This is a genomic window from Photorhabdus aballayi (assembly GCF_026153155.1).
In the GTDB taxonomy this organism is placed as follows: Bacteria; Pseudomonadota; Gammaproteobacteria; order Enterobacterales; family Enterobacteriaceae; genus Photorhabdus; species Photorhabdus luminescens.
In genome coordinates this window covers 1-15,726 of the sequence record NZ_JAPFCD010000023.1, presented here as the reverse complement: position 1 = coordinate 15,726, position 15,726 = coordinate 1, and the positions used below count along the sequence as shown (strand labels likewise).

General features: G+C 44.3%; 16 protein-coding genes and 1 riboswitch. Of the genes, 6 read left to right on the top strand and 10 right to left on the bottom strand.

Features of this window, described 5'->3' with window-relative positions:
• Positions 1 to 115 precede the first annotated feature (115 nt).
• The 8 genes from OO184_RS12895 to OO184_RS12860 form a co-directional block, all read right to left on the bottom strand.
• Positions 116 to 592: a carbohydrate binding domain-containing protein gene (locus tag OO184_RS12895; protein WP_049585692.1), complete on the bottom strand. Its 477-nt coding sequence runs from the start codon at positions 590 to 592 to the stop codon at positions 116 to 118.
• A 639-nt stretch (positions 593 to 1,231) separates the two neighbouring features.
• Complete coding sequence (gene thiH / locus OO184_RS12890) at positions 1,232 to 2,356, bottom strand: 2-iminoacetate synthase ThiH (protein WP_265379566.1); 1,125 nt, start codon at positions 2,354 to 2,356, stop codon at positions 1,232 to 1,234.
• A gap of 14 nt (positions 2,357 to 2,370) precedes the next feature.
• Positions 2,371 to 3,138, bottom strand: a complete 768-nt coding sequence (locus OO184_RS12885; RefSeq protein ID WP_265379529.1) for a thiazole synthase — start codon at positions 3,136 to 3,138, stop codon at positions 2,371 to 2,373.
• Between the two features lies 1 nt (position 3,139).
• Positions 3,140 to 3,340, bottom strand: a complete 201-nt coding sequence (gene thiS / locus OO184_RS12880; RefSeq protein ID WP_165578634.1) for a sulfur carrier protein ThiS — start codon at positions 3,338 to 3,340, stop codon at positions 3,140 to 3,142.
• Entirely contained in the window at positions 3,337 to 4,086 is a 750-nt protein-coding gene (locus OO184_RS12875; RefSeq protein WP_139656720.1) for a HesA/MoeB/ThiF family protein, read from the bottom strand. The genes thiS and OO184_RS12875 overlap by 4 nt, the downstream gene beginning before the upstream one ends.
• A 10-nt stretch (positions 4,087 to 4,096) precedes the next feature.
• The gene (thiE, locus tag OO184_RS12870; protein ID WP_265379528.1) at positions 4,097 to 4,747 is read right to left on the bottom strand and encodes a thiamine phosphate synthase; all 651 of its coding nucleotides are present in this window, start codon (positions 4,745 to 4,747) and stop codon (positions 4,097 to 4,099) included.
• On the bottom strand, positions 4,731 to 6,668 hold the full coding sequence (thiC, locus tag OO184_RS12865; protein WP_265379527.1) for a phosphomethylpyrimidine synthase ThiC: 1,938 nt from the start codon (positions 6,666 to 6,668) through the stop codon (positions 4,731 to 4,733). Before thiC ends, thiE begins: the two co-directional genes overlap by 17 nt.
• Before the next feature lie 103 nt (positions 6,669 to 6,771).
• Positions 6,772 to 6,897, bottom strand: a riboswitch (TPP riboswitch).
• Between the two features lie 55 nt (positions 6,898 to 6,952).
• Positions 6,953 to 7,615 carry an HAD family hydrolase gene (locus OO184_RS12860; RefSeq protein ID WP_265379526.1) on the bottom strand — a complete coding sequence of 221 codons (663 nt, stop codon included), beginning with the start codon at positions 7,613 to 7,615 and terminating at the stop codon, positions 6,953 to 6,955.
• 160 nt (positions 7,616 to 7,775) lie between these two features.
• Here OO184_RS12860 and nudC point away from each other — a divergent pair, with 160 nt between their 5' ends.
• The 6 genes from nudC (at position 7,776) to OO184_RS12830 (ending at position 12,229) form a co-directional block, all read left to right on the top strand.
• A complete protein-coding gene (gene nudC, locus OO184_RS12855) occupies positions 7,776 to 8,549 on the top strand; it encodes an NAD(+) diphosphatase (protein WP_283256298.1) in 774 nt (257 codons plus the stop codon).
• A gap of 106 nt (positions 8,550 to 8,655) precedes the next feature.
• The gene (gene hemE / locus OO184_RS12850) at positions 8,656 to 9,720 is read left to right on the top strand and encodes a uroporphyrinogen decarboxylase (protein ID WP_265379525.1); all 1,065 of its coding nucleotides are present in this window, start codon (positions 8,656 to 8,658) and stop codon (positions 9,718 to 9,720) included.
• 4 nt (positions 9,721 to 9,724) lie between these two features.
• On the top strand, positions 9,725 to 10,393 hold the full coding sequence (gene nfi / locus OO184_RS12845; RefSeq protein ID WP_265379524.1) for a deoxyribonuclease V: 669 nt from the start codon (positions 9,725 to 9,727) through the stop codon (positions 10,391 to 10,393).
• A 76-nt stretch (positions 10,394 to 10,469) separates the two neighbouring features.
• On the top strand, positions 10,470 to 11,060 hold the full coding sequence (locus tag OO184_RS12840) for a YjaG family protein (RefSeq protein ID WP_265379523.1): 591 nt from the start codon (positions 10,470 to 10,472) through the stop codon (positions 11,058 to 11,060).
• A gap of 186 nt (positions 11,061 to 11,246) precedes the next feature.
• Entirely contained in the window at positions 11,247 to 11,519 is a 273-nt protein-coding gene (gene hupA / locus OO184_RS12835; protein WP_012776594.1) for a nucleoid-associated protein HU-alpha, read from the top strand.
• A 68-nt stretch (positions 11,520 to 11,587) separates the two neighbouring features.
• On the top strand, positions 11,588 to 12,229 hold the full coding sequence (locus tag OO184_RS12830) for a DUF1481 domain-containing protein (RefSeq protein ID WP_265379522.1): 642 nt from the start codon (positions 11,588 to 11,590) through the stop codon (positions 12,227 to 12,229).
• A gap of 18 nt (positions 12,230 to 12,247) precedes the next feature.
• Here OO184_RS12830 and purD read toward each other — a convergent pair whose 3' ends face one another.
• Together purD and purH are read right to left on the bottom strand one after the other, a co-directional pair.
• The gene (gene purD, locus OO184_RS12825) at positions 12,248 to 13,531 is read right to left on the bottom strand and encodes a phosphoribosylamine--glycine ligase (RefSeq protein ID WP_265379521.1); all 1,284 of its coding nucleotides are present in this window, start codon (positions 13,529 to 13,531) and stop codon (positions 12,248 to 12,250) included.
• A 21-nt stretch (positions 13,532 to 13,552) separates the two neighbouring features.
• The gene (gene purH, locus OO184_RS12820) at positions 13,553 to 15,142 is read right to left on the bottom strand and encodes a bifunctional phosphoribosylaminoimidazolecarboxamide formyltransferase/IMP cyclohydrolase (protein ID WP_265379520.1); all 1,590 of its coding nucleotides are present in this window, start codon (positions 15,140 to 15,142) and stop codon (positions 13,553 to 13,555) included.
• Positions 15,143 to 15,726: the final 584 nt, after the last annotated feature.

Sequence of the window (15,726 nt, the reverse complement as noted above, 5' to 3'; positions counted from 1 at the left end):
TATATTTCAATTAAAATATTAATTTATGATTTTATTTTTTCAACCAATATTAAAACACCCGGAGCTTCCTTGTTCCGAGTGTGTTTTAATTTCAAACTACTTCGAAGTTAAATATTTAGGCTTTTTCTAAAACAAAACCGGTAAAGTCAGCGGTTTCTCCATCTGGGCGATGGCCAACTTGGTCTTTCAATAAATAAACGCGTAAAAGTCCCTCTTGATCTGTACTTAATTCTACCGAACCGGTTGTAAAATCGGTGCTGTTCACAGCAAAAGAATTAGGGCCATCGGTGCGACTCTGTAAACCAAAATAAGCTGATGAGGCCCATTCTGCTGATACGCGAGCTGTAGCTGTTAGTTTATATTTAGTGTTGGGTTCTAATCCTTCTATAATTTGATCAATGACGCCAGAACCAGTAACACTTTGAATTCTGATAAAGTGAATGCCATTTTCAGATAAGATTTCTACTGATTCAGGGGCGGGGATTCTCCAGCCGTTATATCCTTCTTCGAATGAACCGTTAACCAGTTCTTTATGAGAGTTTTTCTTGTTATCAGAATAATCTTCGTTATTCAGGATCTCTTGTACGTTCATATATTAGTCCTTTTTAAGTAAATAGAAATAAATTTAATTTCTTTAAGCGCTTTGTTTTTCGGGGGGGCACTTTATCAATAATAGGATAATACTCAATTGTATTTTTTATTGGTGGTGAGTTGTAATTTGAGTAAATTGGTATAAAAATAAAACAAATGAGGGTAATTTTCAATATATTCAGTATACATGGATTATTATTCTCATTATTTATTGGTATAAATTGGAATTTTATTTTTAAAACAGGAAATCAAGTTATTTATGAAAAATAAACTGTTCAGTTAATGATTATTAGAATACGGGCTTTTTTGTTTTATGTAGAGAATTTGTATGTCGATAAGTGATATATTTGTATATTAAAAGTTAAGTTTTAACTATGCATAAAATGGTTATGCGGAAATAAAATATTTGTGATGAAAAGAGATTTTATAATGTTGGTTAGAACTATATAGGTGAATTTTTATTTTAAATTCAAAATAGATATTTAAAACGACAATTATTTTCTTGTAAATCGTATTTTTCTTTATTACTGTCTGGTATTGAAACCAGACAGTTTGTTATATTAAATCCTATTTTCTGTCGTTATTGTCTATTAAAGGCTTCTACTTAAAATCAAATTATTTAACAAAAAAGAAAATTAGATTATCGACCTAAATAGCTATCCCAATCTTTCCAGACAGGTTGTAACCCGGCTTTAATTAATACGTCTGCGACCTGATAAACAGAACGGTTATCATGTGGCATAAATTGCTCCAATTCTTCGTGGCTACTATCTGCGTAACCACCGGGTTGGGTTTTCGAACCAGCGCTAACATTGTTGATTGCCAATGGTATGACATGATCGCGGAAGAATGGAGATTCACGGGTAGAAATAGAAAGCTCAACATCTGGCGCAAATAGCCGAAAAGCACAAATCAGTTGTACCAGTTCTGCTTCACTCATCAGCGATGCTGGCTCTATGCCCCCAGCACAAGGGCGCAAACGAGGGAATGAAATAGAGTAACGGCTCTGCCAGTAGGTGCGTTGCAGAAAGAATAAATGCTCCGCCACCATATAGCAGTCTGTTCGCCAATGACTAGAGAGGCCAATCAATGCTCCTAAACCGATTTTATCGATTTTTGCACGGCCAAGGCGATCAGGTGTTGCTAATCGCCAGTGAAAATCCCGTTTCTTACCTCGTAGATGATGCAACAGGTAAGTTGGCTCATGATAGGTTTCCTGATAAACCATCACACCATCTAGCCCCAGAGTTTTTAATTCTGTGTACTCTTCCTGCGTCATGGGCTGGACTTCCATCATTATCGAGCTGAAATATTCGCGGATAAGTGGCAGATAGCGGCGGAAATAATCCATACCAACTTTGCTCTGATGTTCTCCAGTGACTAATAACAGGTTGTCGAAGCCTAACGCTTTAATCGCCTGACATTCGGCAATAATTTCATCTTTATTCAGTGTCTTGCGTTTGATGCGGTTGCTCATTGAGAATCCGCAATAGGTGCAGTCATTGGCACACAAATTGGAGAGATAAAGTGGTACATAAAAACCAACGGTGTTACCGAAGCGCTGACGAGTCAGTTTCTGTGCCCGTTGTGCCAGTGGTTCGATATAGGGTTTCGCTGCCGGAGATAGCAAGGCCATGAAATCGTCCAGATTTAATTTGTGACTGCTTAATGCCCGTTCAACATCCTGCGCAGTTTTGCTATTAATGCGAAGGGTAATATCATCCCAGTCCAATTGCTGCCAGCGGTAACTAAAATTACCGCTCATCAGATGATGAATCATCAAAGCACCCCTAGAAAATCAGTCAGTGGACTGGATGCGACAGCATGTTGTTTTGGACTTGCCAGGCCAGCTTGATAGGATAATTCACCCGCTTCAATCGCTATTTTGAAGGCTTGAGCCATTTTGACTGGATTACGCGCAACGGCAATGGCAGTGTTGACTAATACGGCATCCGCGCCCAGTTCAATCGCTTCCAATGCATGGCTTGGCGCACCGATGCCGGCATCAATGACCACCGGCACTTGTGCTTGCTCGATAATAATTTGCAGGAAATCTCGGGTGAGTAGCCCCTGATTGGAGCCGATCGGTGCGCCTAAAGGCATGACCGCCGCGCAACCCACTTCTTCCAGACGCTTACACAAAACGGGATCAGCACTGCAATATGGCAGAACGACAAACCCATCTTTAACCAACATTTCTGCGCCTTTGAGGGTTTCAACCGGGTCAGGCAATAAGTATTTCACATCAGGATGGATCTCCAATTTGATCCAGTTGGTCGCCAGTGCTTCACGGGCCAGACGAGCAGCAAACAGGGCTTCTTCTGCGGTCTTGGCCCCAGAAGTATTTGGCAGTAATTTGACGCCAAGTTTTTGCAATGGCGCCAAAATAGCGTCATTACCGCTCTGTAAATCAATACGTTTCATCGCCATCGTGACAAGCTGGCTGCCGGAAGCGGCTATAGCCTGAGTCATTAAATTTGCATTGGCGAATTTGCCTGTGCCGGTAAATAGACGGGAATTAAAAGTCGTATCAGCAATTTTTAACATATCAACCTCCAGCAATAGCCTGAAATAAAAGGATATTGTCTCCATCATTAATTCGATGCGTATTCCACTCTGAACGCGGAATAATGGTTTGATTAATAGCCAGCGCCATTCCCGGTTGTGTTTGTTCAAGTTGTTCTAGCAATTGCTGTATAGCCAGAGGAGCCATAAGCTCCATCGGCTGGTCGTTTACCGTAATTTTCATGCCATATCTCCGCAGATCGGGCATTGCTGCGACGGGTTAAGTTGTAGTGTGCTCCAACTTTGCTGCTTACCATCAAACAGTCGGAGTTTGCCGCTTAACGGAGAGGGAAGCCCAGTTAACATTTTGATGGCTTCTAATGCCTGTAATGTGCCGATAATACCGACTACCGGACCTAATACCCCCGCAGTTCGGCAATTTCGTAGAGGTTCTTCCTGTTCAGGGTAGAGACAGCTATAGCAGCCATGAAGATAAGGGGGTTCAAATACCATAAGTTGGCCGCTAAAACCGACAGCACTACCGCTAATTAATGGTTTTCGCGTTGCCACACAAGCAGCATTGATCGCGTGGCGGGTTGTCATATTGTCACTACAATCGAGAACTAGATCGACTTGCTTCACGATTGTTGTCAGAGATTCCAGATTCTGGCGTTGATTAAGGACCATTGTTTTTATCAGCGGATTCAATGCATTGAGTTGATTGGCTGCAAGTTCAGCTTTTGCGGCAGGGATCTCTTCGGTGCGGTAAAGTATTTGCCGTTGTAAATTGGAGATGTGTAATTGGTCATCGTCAGCGAGATAAATTGTTCCCACACCTGCTCCGGCCAGATAGAGAGAGGCGGGAGCGCCTAGCCCGCCCAGTCCGACAATCAGTACGCGGCTGGATTTCAGTTTTTCCTGCCCTTCCGGGCCAATATCTTCGAGCAACAGTTGTCGGCTGTAACGCATAAATTCTTGATCATTCAGCATAAGAACCTCTCTATCCCTTCAACTCAATGCCTTCAACCAGATGAAGCAGTTGTGCAGTTGCCTGACGCCAATCTTTTGCTTTAGTAATTGCGCTCACCAGCGCCACACTGCCGACTCCGGTTGCAATGACATCCGGTACGCGTTCAAGAGAAATACCTCCGATGGCGACAGTGGGATAGTCTGGTGTGTTTTCTACCTGTAGTTTCAGTGCTTCCAGTCCTTGTGGGGTAGATGGCATCTCTTTGGTCGTGGTTGGGAAAATGTGGCCGAGAGCGATATAAGACGGCCGCAGAGATTTTGCTAGCGCTAACTCTTGTTCGTCGTGGGTAGAGATGCCTAACCGCAATCCCGTTTTTTGGATGGCGCTCAGATCAGCGATCGCTAAATCTTCTTGCCCCAGATGGACACCATAAGCGCCATGCTTTATTGCCAGTCGCCAGTAGTCGTTAATAAACAGACGAGCGTTGTATTGGCGACCGAGCATAATGGCTTGCTTAATATCTTCTTCCACCTGATCTTCTGATAGGTCCTTAATTCTCAACTGAATTGTGGCGACGCCTGCCTGTAACAGGCGGGAAATCCACTCTAGCGAATCCACGACCGGATACAGCCCTAATCTGTGTTCAGTTGGGGCGAATGGCGCGTTAGGCTGATTGTTCATGGGATACATCCTCTACGCTGTGATACAACTCGCCACCGTGGGCGCGGAATGCTTCGGACATCTGTTCCATGCAGGCGGCGTAATCGCGTACTTCTTGAGAAATCTTCATAGAACAGAATTTAGGCCCGCACATAGAACAGAAATGCGCAATTTTACCGGAGGCTTGTGGCAGGGTTTCATCGTGATAGGCGCGAGCGATATCGGGATCGAGCGCCAGATTAAATTGATCTTCCCAGCGGAATTCAAAACGTGCTTTGGACATGGCGTTATCGCGGATTTGTGCGCCCGGATGGCCTTTGGCGAGATCAGCGGCGTGAGCAGCGATTTTGTAGGTAATCAGCCCTTGCTTCACATCATCTTTATTTGGCAAACCGAGGTGTTCTTTTGGCGTTACATAACAGAGCATGGCGCAGCCAAACCAGCCGATCATAGCTGCGCCGATGCCGGAAGTGAAGTGGTCATAACCGGGTGCAATATCTGTTGTGAGTGGGCCAAGGGTATAGAAAGGGGCTTCGTGACAATGTTCCAATTCTTCCGTCATATTGCGGCGGATCATCTGCATAGGAATATGTCCGGGACCTTCGATCATCACCTGAACATCATATTCCCAGGCAATTTTGGTCAGTTCACCTAATGTGTGTAGTTCTGCAAACTGCGCTTCATCGTTGGCATCTTGAATAGAGCCGGGGCGTAGGCCGTCTCCCAATGATAGGGAAACATCATAAGCGGCGCAGATTTCACAAATTTCACGGAAATGTTGGTAGAGGAAGTTTTCTTGATGATGAGACAGGCACCATTTCGCCATAATTGAACCACCGCGGGAGACAATTCCAGTGAGGCGTTTGGCTGTCATCGGTACATAGCGCAGTAATACACCGGCATGAATGGTGAAGTAATCTACCCCTTGTTCTGCTTGTTCCAACAAGGTATCACGGAATATTTCCCAGGTGAGATTTTCCGCTACGCCATTGACTTTCTCTAGCGCCTGATAAATAGGGACTGTACCGATGGGAACCGGGCTGTTACGTAAGATCCATTCGCGAGTTTCGTGGATATAACGGCCAGTAGAGAGATCCATGACCGTATCTGCACCCCAACGAGTAGACCAGATTAACTTTTCTACTTCTTCCTCAATAGAAGAGGTGACTGAAGAGTTACCGATATTGGCATTAACCTTCACCAGAAAATTGCGACCAATAATCATCGGTTCTGATTCAGGGTGATTAATATTGGCGGGAATAATTGCCCGACCGGCTGCGACTTCCTGACGGACAAATTCTGGCGTGATATTTTCTGGCAACTGAGCGCCAAAACTTTGTCCAGCATGTTGTTGGCGTAACACATCACCGCGGATACGTTCGCGTCCCATATTTTCCCGCAGTGCGATAAATTCCATTTCCGGTGTGATGATGCCTTTACGGGCGTAGTGCAGTTGAGTAACGCATTTGCCTTTACGGGCTTTTAATGGATGGGGGCGATGATTGAAACGCAAATGATCGAGACCGGCATCCGTTAGGCGCTGCTGCGTAAAATCAGAACTGAGGGTAGCAACAGGTTCAGTATTTTGGCGTTCGGCGATCCACGGTTGGCGTAGTTTGGTTAACCCAACATGTACATCCAGTTTGGCATCAGGATCGCCATAAGCGCCGGAAGTATCATAAACCGGGATGGCTTCGTTTTCTTCATATTGAGGTTCTTCTTTGGTGCCGCCAATTAAAGTAGGTGATAACTGGATTTCACGCATTGGAACTTGGATATCGTCGCGGGAACCTTGAAGATAAATTCGTCGTGAATTTGGGAATGTCACTCCTTGAATAGAATTAATAAATTCTTGAGCAGCATCGCGTTGTGCTTTACGTGGGCGTGCCGGATTGGGTTTTGGCGAGATATCGGTTGTAGGGATAACATTATTATGAGACATAGCAAATTCCTAACTGTGTTATTGGGAAAGTTGCTTGTCTGGAGCTCGCAGGAGTAATAATTGATGGCTGGACAGACCCGTGAAAAATTGGGTGGGCTGACAGCGGTTGATTACTCTTGTTCCCTTCGCAGGTATTAACCCGATCAGGTTCCGCGGATCCCGAATTAACGGTCTCAGCCTGTGTATGCTGCGATAAGACAGCTTACGCTAGGCACTCCGACAAGAAAGTAAGCAGTAGTATAGAAGGGATTGTGAAAACTACAACCCTTACTGATTGAAAGTATTTACAGTGACCAGGTTAATTGTTTCCAGCCATGTTGTTGTGCTTGGGTTTTTAAACGGGTATCGGCATTGACCGTAATTACCTCATCGGCAAATTGACACATTGGTAGATCATTAATTGAATCACTGTAAAAACGAATAATTTCAGGATAATTATTTTGTTGTTCCAGCCACTGTTTTATTCGTTTGACTTTCCCTTCACGAAAAGTCGCAATACCGTCTATTTGGCCGGTATAACAGCCATTTTCCACCACCATATCAATGCCCAGAGCAGTGTGAATGCCCAATTCGATAGCAATCTTTTTCACAATAAAAGAAACTGTGGCTGAGATGATCATCACTGGGACTTGCTGCTGTTGATACTCAGTAATAAGCGCTTTGGCTTGCGGATAAAATCGAGGTTTGATTTTTTCGTTAATAAATTCAGTCAGCCAAAGATCAACTTGTTCTTGTGGAATTTGATGCAGTGTTTGCAGGCTAAATGCCAGATAACCACTCATATCCAGTGAACCAGCGTTGTAATCAGCCATCATTTTTTTATCTGCTTCGATAAAACTTGGATCAGTAATGATCCCTTTTTCCCATAAAAACTCTGTCCAGATAGCGCTGGAATCCCCGGAAATTAAGGTGTCATCCAGATCAAACACGGCAAGCAATTGTGACATGGTGTTGTGTTCCTCAGGTCAAAGTATATTGATAGTTGAGAATAACGCTTATTACAGTTAAATCGAGCCATATGGTATATGGCAATAGTAATAAAGCACGCTTTTTTGATTAAAAAGCGTATGATTTATACAGATATGTATAATAAATTAAGATCCCATAATGATGATTCAACAACAAGTAACAGATATAGAACGGGGCTGGTGGGTTATCAGTGACGAGAATCGTATTTGGCTTCCTAAAGGAGAATTACCTTTTGGAATGGCAAATCAATGGTCTCTGCAAGGAAAAATAGCCTTGCCTATTGGTGAGTGGCAAGGTGAGAAAGTTTGGCTTATTCGTCAGAAAATGGCTGCAAATATGGTTTCTTTACGAAACATTATTTCAAGTGAGCGCGGTTTATTTCAATTAGCTGGCCGGGGAGTGCAATTGGCGGAATTTTATCGCTCTCATCAATATTGTGGTTATTGCGGTAGTGAAATGCATCATAGTATTAATGAATGGGCTTGTTTGTGTCATCACTGCCATGAACGTTATTATCCGCAGATTGCACCTTGTATTATTGTCGGTATTCGTCGGGATGATCATATTTTGCTGGCTCAACACCAACGTCATCGTGGAGGCATATATACAGTTCTTGCGGGATTTGTTGAAGTCGGTGAAACACTCGAAGAAGCTGTGGCCCGTGAAGTGATGGAAGAGAGTAATATTAAAATTCGCAACTTACGTTATGTGGCTTCTCAACCGTGGCCTTTTCCTCATTCATTGATGATGGCATTTCTGGCTGATTATGGCGGTGGTGAGATCCGTCATGATCCGAAAGAGCTAATTAGCGCAGGTTGGTATCACTATGATCAACTGCCATTGATTCCGCCACACAATACTATTGCCCGTCGGCTGATTGAAGATACGGTTGCTCTGTGCCGAAATACATAATGTACAGTTGCGCAATTCAACGGGAGAGATCTACCTATCATGTTACAATGGCGTCTAATCATTGTAGTCAGATTATATTGCGGCCAATAAATAGATGGAGCCTGTCATGAATGAGCTGAAAAACGACCGTTATTTGCGAGCTTTACTACGTCAACCCGTTGATGTTACACCTGTTTGGATGATGCGCCAGGCTGGCCGCTATTTACCTGAGTATCAAGCTACTCGTGCTGAAGCCGGTGATTTTATTTCTTTGTGTAAAAACACTGAACTCGCTTGTGAAGTTACTTTACAACCTTTGCGGCGTTATCCGCTGGATGCGGCGATTCTCTTCTCTGATATTCTCACCATTCCTGATGCTATGGGACTGGGACTCTATTTTGAAGCAGGTGAAGGGCCTCGTTTTAAATCTCCTGTTTTCAGTCGTGCTGATGTGGAAAAGCTGCCAGTACCCGATCCGGAAATGGAACTGGGTTATGTGATGGATGCAGTACGTGCGATTCGTAAAGCGTTGGCGGGGCAGGTTCCTTTGATTGGCTTTTCCGGTAGCCCGTGGACACTGGCGACTTATATGGTGGAAGGTGGCAGCAGTAAAGCATTCACTAAAATTAAAAAAATGATGTACGCCGAACCTACCGTAATGCATTTGTTGCTGGATAAGCTGGCAGACAGCGTTATTCTTTATCTCAATGCTCAGATTAAAGCAGGCGCTCAGTCTGTAATGATTTTCGATACTTGGGGGGGAGTATTGACGGGGCGGGATTATCGGGAATTTTCTTTGCATTATATGCACAAAATTGTTGATGGCCTGATCCGTGAGAATGAAGGTCGTCGTGTGCCGGTGACACTGTTTACTAAAGGTGGCGGGCAATGGCTGGAAGCAATGGCTGAAACCGGTTGTGATGCGCTTGGTTTGGACTGGACGGCAGATATTGCCGATGCACGCCGTCGTGTGGGAAATAAAGTCGCTTTGCAGGGCAACATGGACCCATCCATGTTATACGCTTCTCCAGAGCGGATTGAACAGGAAGTTTCGACAATTTTGCAAGGTTTTGGGACAGGTTCTGGTCATGTCTTTAACCTTGGTCATGGTATCCATCAGGATGTGCTGCCGGAACACGCGGGTGTATTTGTTGAGGCGGTACATAAACTTTCAGCTAAATATCATCAGTAAAAATATGATTAATACGAAAGCGTTACGCCAGGAACAAATAGAAAAAGCTCAACAAGTTATCCGTTATGATGATTTTTCCCCACCTAAATTGATTGCTGGCGCTGATGTGGGTTTCGAACAACAGGGGGCGATTACTCGTGCAGCGATAGCGGTTCTTTCTTATCCTACCCTTGAACTGGTGGAATATCAGGTAGCCCGCATTGATACTACGCTGCCTTATATCCCCGGTTTGCTCTCTTTCCGTGAATACCCAGCATTGATGGCTGCCTGGCAGTTGTTGAAACACATACCTGATCTGGTGATGGTGGATGGTCATGGCATTGCTCATCCACGCCGTTTAGGTGTTGCCAGCCATTTTGGTTTATTGGCGAATGTACCTACCATTGGTGTGGCGAAACGTCGTTTATGTGGTGAAAGTGAGCCATTGGGAGAACAGCCCGGCAGTTGCCAACCTTTGTTTGATAAAGAGGAACAGATTGGTTGGGTATGGCGAAGTAAAAAACGTTGTAATCCATTGTATATTTCTACAGGGCACCGAATCAGTCTTGATAGTGCATTGCTATGGGTGGAACGTTGCATGAAAGGTTATCGCTTGCCTGAAACAACCCGCTGGGCAGATGGTGTAGCCTCAAATAGGCCATTTTTTGAACAAATGATGCAGAAAAATCCTTAAATTCGGTGTAAGCGTGTGGATATTCTTGAATTTCAGGTAAACTGCGGAGCAAATTGTGCATAATGAGTAAAAACTAATGTTACGAAACCCGATACATTTACGGCTGGAAAAACTTGAAGGCTGGCAGCATCTGACCTTTATGGCAAGTCTGTGCGAGCGGATGTATCCAAATTACCAGATGTTCTGTCGCCAGACAGCGTTTGCAGAACCTGCTCTTTACCGCCGTATTCTGGATTTGGTGTGGGAAATATTAGTTGTAAAAGATGCCAAGGTGAATTTTGATAATCAGCTGGAAAAGTTGGAGCAAGTTATTCCCTCTGCGGATGATTACGATATTTACGGTGTGTACCCGGCAATTGATGCATGTATTGCATTAGGGGAAACTATTCATGCTCGTCTGAGTGGTGAAACATTGGAGCATGCAATTGCAGTGAGTGAAATTTCGATTCGCACCGTTGCGATGCTTGAAATGACTCAGGCCGGAAAAGAAATGACCGATGAAGAACTGAAAATGTTACCTGCTATTGAACAAGAGTGGGATATCCAATGGGAAATTTATCGCTTATTGGTTAGCTGCGAAGAGCGGGATATTGAGTTGATTAAAGGATTGAAAGCTGACCTCCGGGAGTCAGGAACGAGTAACATTGGTATAAATTTAACGCAGTAAAGTGAAAAAACGTGATTTAATGCTTTAAATGCCATGTTCAAAGGCTTCACTTTTGCCCCCACTCTGTTCTACATTTGGGGGGTGAAAAGAAGTGGCTATCGGTGCGTGTATGCAGGGGTGCTGTCATTCGGCATATCCGTCGCACTCGATGCTTTGCAAACGATAAACACACTGTAAGGATAATCTATGAATAAGACTGAATTAGTTGATGCAATCGCAGAAAGCACAGACCTGACTAAAGCTCAGGCAAAAGCTGCTCTGGAATCAACTTTGAATGCAATCACCGAATCCCTGAAAGCGGGCGATTCAGTACAACTGGTCGGTTTTGGTACTTTCAAAGTTAACCACCGTGCAGAACGTACTGGTCGCAACCCGCAAACCGGTAAAGAAATTACAATCGCGGCTGCAAACGTACCTGCATTTTCTGCTGGTAAGGCTCTGAAAGACGCAGTTAAATAATTTCATTGCAAAAAAGAAAAAATAGAAGGGGTATTATTTATCCCCTTTTGTTGGTTCGTCAGGGGCTGATGACACTAGGATTCGTCTTCGCGCTCAGCGCCTGTACCAATCAACCTAAAGAACCTTCTTTCAGCGCAAGTGGATTCATTGCAGATGATGGCGTTGTCCGCTTGTGGCGTCTCAACGATCAGAATAGTAAACCTCGGGTGCTAATGAGTGTTTACAGCCCTTACCGTAATAACAATACTGTCGTGACTTTTTATGAATATAAGCAGGGCGATTTGCGCCAAATTCGTCGTGAGATTTTGAATGATAAAAATCCACTGTCTGAACAACTTCGTTTGGATAAATCCGGTGATGTGGTTTTTATGCAAAAACAGTCGAAAACGCGGCGTGAACTCCTTTCCAGCGATGATATTGTTCGTATGCAGTTTGACGCTAAACGGACGCTTGAATTAAGTGATGCGTTAATAGTGGGAAATGTGCGTTTGATGCAAGGGCACTGGAATAACGGTAAAGTCACTACTTGTGCAGGTGAAACGATTTCTATTGAGTTTGAACCTTACGCGAGATCATGGCTTGAGCAGCGCGAAAAAAGCAGCTACGGCCAATTAACCATTGCCTGGTTGGAAGCGCCTGCTGGTCGCGAATTATTGTTGGTAGCCAATAATGACTTTTGTCGTTGGGAACCGACGAAGGACAGCCTCTGACCTTCGTCAATTTTATGATTACTTCAACCGGTTAATTGCCCGATATCCGATATCCTTGCGGTAAAAACAGCTATTCCATTCAATCTCTTCTGCTTGTTGGTAAGCATTTCTCTGTGCATCTATAATAGTTTCTCCCAATGCTGTAGCACACAGAACGCGCCCACCTGCGGTAACCACGTCATTGCCTTGCATTGCTGTACCTGCATGGAAAACCTTGCTGCTTTCATTTTCTTGTTGGGGCAAGCCATGAATAATATCCCCTTTGCGATAATCAGCAGGGTACCCGCCGGCAGCGAGCACCACCCCCAGAGCAGGGCGCTCATCCCAATGAGAAGTTTTACCAGCAAGCTCGCCTTTTGCTCCGGCCAGACAGAGTTCAACAAGATCAGAACGCATACGCATCATGATGGGTTGCGTTTCCGGATCGCCAAAGCGACAATTAAATTCAATCACTTTCGGTTCGCCATTCTGGTTGATCATCAAACCGGCATAAAGAAAACCAGTATAGACATGGCCCTCAATAGCCATACCATTAACGGTAGGATAAATAATCTCTTCCATAATACGCTGGTGGATTTCATCGGTGACGACTGGAGCGGGAGAATAGGCTCCCATACCGCCGGTATTTGGACCCGTGTCTCCGTCACCTACGCGTTTATGATCCTGACTGGTTGCCATTGGAATAACATTCTTGCCATCGACCATAACGATAAAACTAGCTTCTTCACCGGCTAAAAACTCTTCAATAACAATACGGTGACCTGCATCGCCAAATGCATTTCCGGCTAGCATATCTTTTATCGCAGATTGGGCTTCTTCCGGTGTCGTTGCAACAATCACACCTTTACCCGCAGCCAGCCCGTCAGCTTTTATAACAATAGGGACGCCGACTTTATCTAGGTAGGCAAGAGCGGGTTCGATTTCGGTAAAATTCTGATAAGCCGCAGTTGGGATTTGATGGCGTGCCAGAAAATCTTTGGTAAAGGCTTTTGAACCTTCTAATTGAGCGGCTGCTTGAGTTGGACCAAAAATAGTCAATCCGGCTTTTTGGAATGCATCGACGATACCCATCACCAACGGTGCTTCGGGGCCAACGATAGTTAGTCCAATATCATGGCTTTGTGCGAATGCTAATAGGCTATTGATATCTGTTGCCGAGATGTCAATGTTTTCGAGATTACTTTCCAGAGCAGTTCCTGCATTTCCTGGAGCGACATAGACTTTACCAGCTAAAGGAGATTGGGCTGCTTTCCATGCCAGAGCATGTTCGCGTCCACCGCTGCCAACAATTAAAATATTCATCAGATTAACTCCTGCTATTGATTAGTGGCGGAAATGGCGCATGCCGGTGAAAATCATAGCAATACCGTGTTCATCAGCCGCAGTAATCACCTCGTCGTCACGGATTGAACCGCCGGGTTGGATAATGCAACTCACGCCGACAGCCGCGGCGGCATCAATACCGTCACGGAATGGAAAAAAGGCGTCAGACGCCATTGCACATCCCTGAACTTCTAAGCCTTCATCGGCTGCTTTGATTCCTGCGATTTTTGCGGAATAGACACGGCTCATTTGGCCTGCGCCAATACCGATGGTCATATCATTTTTTGCGTAAACAATGGCATTGGATTTGACAAACTTAGCAACCTTCCAGCAAAACAGAGCATCTTTCATTTCTTGCTCAGTGGGTTGACGTTTGGAAACTACACGTAAGTTAGTTGCTGCTACCATACCAAGATCGCGATCTTGTACCAGTAGACCGCCATTAACTCGTTTAAAATCAAGACCGGCAATTCGGGTTTGCCATTCACCACATACCAGAACGCGGACATTTTGCTTGGTAGCCAGCACCGGTAATACATCTTTATTCACTGAGGGGGCGATAATGACTTCGACGAATTGGCGGTCGATAATCGCTTGTGCAGTTTTAATATCAAGTTCGCGGTTGAAAGCAATAATACCGCCGAAAGCGGAGGTTGGATCTGTTTTGAATGCGCGATCATAAGCTTCGTGGATATCTTTCCCAATTGCTACACCGCATGGGTTAGCGTGCTTAACAATAACGCACGCAGGCTCCGCGAATTCCTTAACGCATTCCAGCGCTGCATCGGTATCGGCAATGTTGTTATAGGAAAGCGCCTTGCCTTGTAACTGAGTTGCAGTTGCAATAGATGATTCAGAGAGATTTTCTTCTATATAGAAAGCGGCGTCCTGATGGCTGTTCTCACCGTAGCGCATATCCTGCTTTTTAATAAAATTCAAATTCAGAGTACGAGGGAAACGTCCTGATGGCTGAGTTGTATCACCATAATAAGGAGGAACCAGTTTGCCAAAATAGTTAGCAATCATGCTGTCATAAGCCGCAGTGTGTTCAAAAGCTTTAATGGCTAAATCGAAACGAGTCGGTTGTGTTAGTGACCCCTGATTGTTATCCATCTCTTCAATGATTTTTTCGTAATCATTGCTATTAACCACAATTGCTACATCTTTATGGTTCTTCGCCGCAGAGCGAACCATAGTTGGACCGCCGATATCAATGTTTTCAACGGCATCTGCCAAAGTACAATCCGGTTTAGCGACGGTCTGAGCGAATGGATATAGATTCACAACCACCATATCGATCGGTGAGATTTGGTGTTGCGCCATGATTTCATCATCTTGCCCACGGCGGCCAAGGATTCCGCCATGTACTTTAGGATGCAGTGTTTTAACTCGGCCATCCATCATTTCAGGAAAGCCGGTGTAATCTGAAACTTCGGTAACCTTTAGATCTGATTCAGCGAGTAAACGAGCTGTGCCGCCAGTAGAAAGTAATTCGACACCGCGTTGAGATAAGGCTTTTGCAAATTCAACAACCCCTGATTTATCGGAAACGCTAAGCAGGGCACGACGGATTGGACGAAGCTGTTGCATTGATTTGATCCCTTGGATTTTGTCAGGCAGTAACATGTTATTGGGAAGAACCCACTATAATCAGGACATAAAAAATGGGCACTGCAATAACATTTCAATATAGTCAGATAAAATCACTTGATGATTTTAACCACCGAATTGTAACGAAAACGTTTGCGTGATGCTCGATAAATTTTCATTCAACTAGTCATATGTGGATAAATCTGTTGGTAAGTGGGTATAAAGTAGAGCTTTGCTGTGGGATTAATCAAACGATCAATTTTTTTCAAAATAATTATTGCCAGCATCGAAGAATCCCCTATAATGCGCCACCACTGACCGACACAACGCTGATAAACGTTGTCAGGCTAGGAAGAGAAAAGCGAATAAGCGCTTGACTCTGCGGGCAAAAAGCGTAATATACGCAGCCCGGCTGACCGAGAATATTAATTTTTATGTCAGCCTGCTCTTTAACAATTAATCAGACAATCTGTGTGGGCACTCACAAGACCGTATCACAAAAAAATACGTTTTAAAGTCTTGAAGAGTGAACAACAGTTAATTCATTACGAACTAACAGTACAATTCTTTGAGCATCAAGCTTT

What these genes read in the sequence shown, in the direction of transcription:
- hupA (WP_012776594.1), top strand. Translation starts at nt 11,247, where the DNA reads ATGAATAAGACTGAATTAGTTGATGCAATCGCAGAAAGCACAGACCTG.
- OO184_RS12885 (WP_265379529.1), bottom strand. Translation starts at nt 3,138, where the DNA reads ATGTTAAAAATTGCTGATACGACTTTTAATTCCCGTCTATTTACCGGC.
- thiE (WP_265379528.1), bottom strand. Translation starts at nt 4,747, where the DNA reads ATGAACAATCAGCCTAACGCGCCATTCGCCCCAACTGAACACAGATTA.
- nfi (WP_265379524.1), top strand. Translation starts at nt 9,725, where the DNA reads ATGATTAATACGAAAGCGTTACGCCAGGAACAAATAGAAAAAGCTCAA.
- thiS (WP_165578634.1), bottom strand. Translation starts at nt 3,340, where the DNA reads ATGAAAATTACGGTAAACGACCAGCCGATGGAGCTTATGGCTCCTCTG.
- purD (WP_265379521.1), bottom strand. Translation starts at nt 13,531, where the DNA reads ATGAATATTTTAATTGTTGGCAGCGGTGGACGCGAACATGCTCTGGCA.
- thiH (WP_265379566.1), bottom strand. Translation starts at nt 2,356, where the DNA reads ATGAGCGGTAATTTTAGTTACCGCTGGCAGCAATTGGACTGGGATGAT.
- thiC (WP_265379527.1), bottom strand. Translation starts at nt 6,668, where the DNA reads ATGTCTCATAATAATGTTATCCCTACAACCGATATCTCGCCAAAACCC.
- nudC (WP_283256298.1), top strand. Translation starts at nt 7,776, where the DNA reads ATGATGATTCAACAACAAGTAACAGATATAGAACGGGGCTGGTGGGTT.
- purH (WP_265379520.1), bottom strand. Translation starts at nt 15,142, where the DNA reads ATGCAACAGCTTCGTCCAATCCGTCGTGCCCTGCTTAGCGTTTCCGAT.
- OO184_RS12860 (WP_265379526.1), bottom strand. Translation starts at nt 7,615, where the DNA reads ATGTCACAATTGCTTGCCGTGTTTGATCTGGATGACACCTTAATTTCC.
- OO184_RS12875 (WP_139656720.1), bottom strand. Translation starts at nt 4,086, where the DNA reads ATGCTGAATGATCAAGAATTTATGCGTTACAGCCGACAACTGTTGCTC.
- OO184_RS12840 (WP_265379523.1), top strand. Translation starts at nt 10,470, where the DNA reads ATGTTACGAAACCCGATACATTTACGGCTGGAAAAACTTGAAGGCTGG.
- hemE (WP_265379525.1), top strand. Translation starts at nt 8,656, where the DNA reads ATGAATGAGCTGAAAAACGACCGTTATTTGCGAGCTTTACTACGTCAA.
- OO184_RS12830 (WP_265379522.1), top strand. Translation starts at nt 11,588, where the DNA reads ATGACACTAGGATTCGTCTTCGCGCTCAGCGCCTGTACCAATCAACCT.
- OO184_RS12895 (WP_049585692.1), bottom strand. Translation starts at nt 592, where the DNA reads ATGAACGTACAAGAGATCCTGAATAACGAAGATTATTCTGATAACAAG.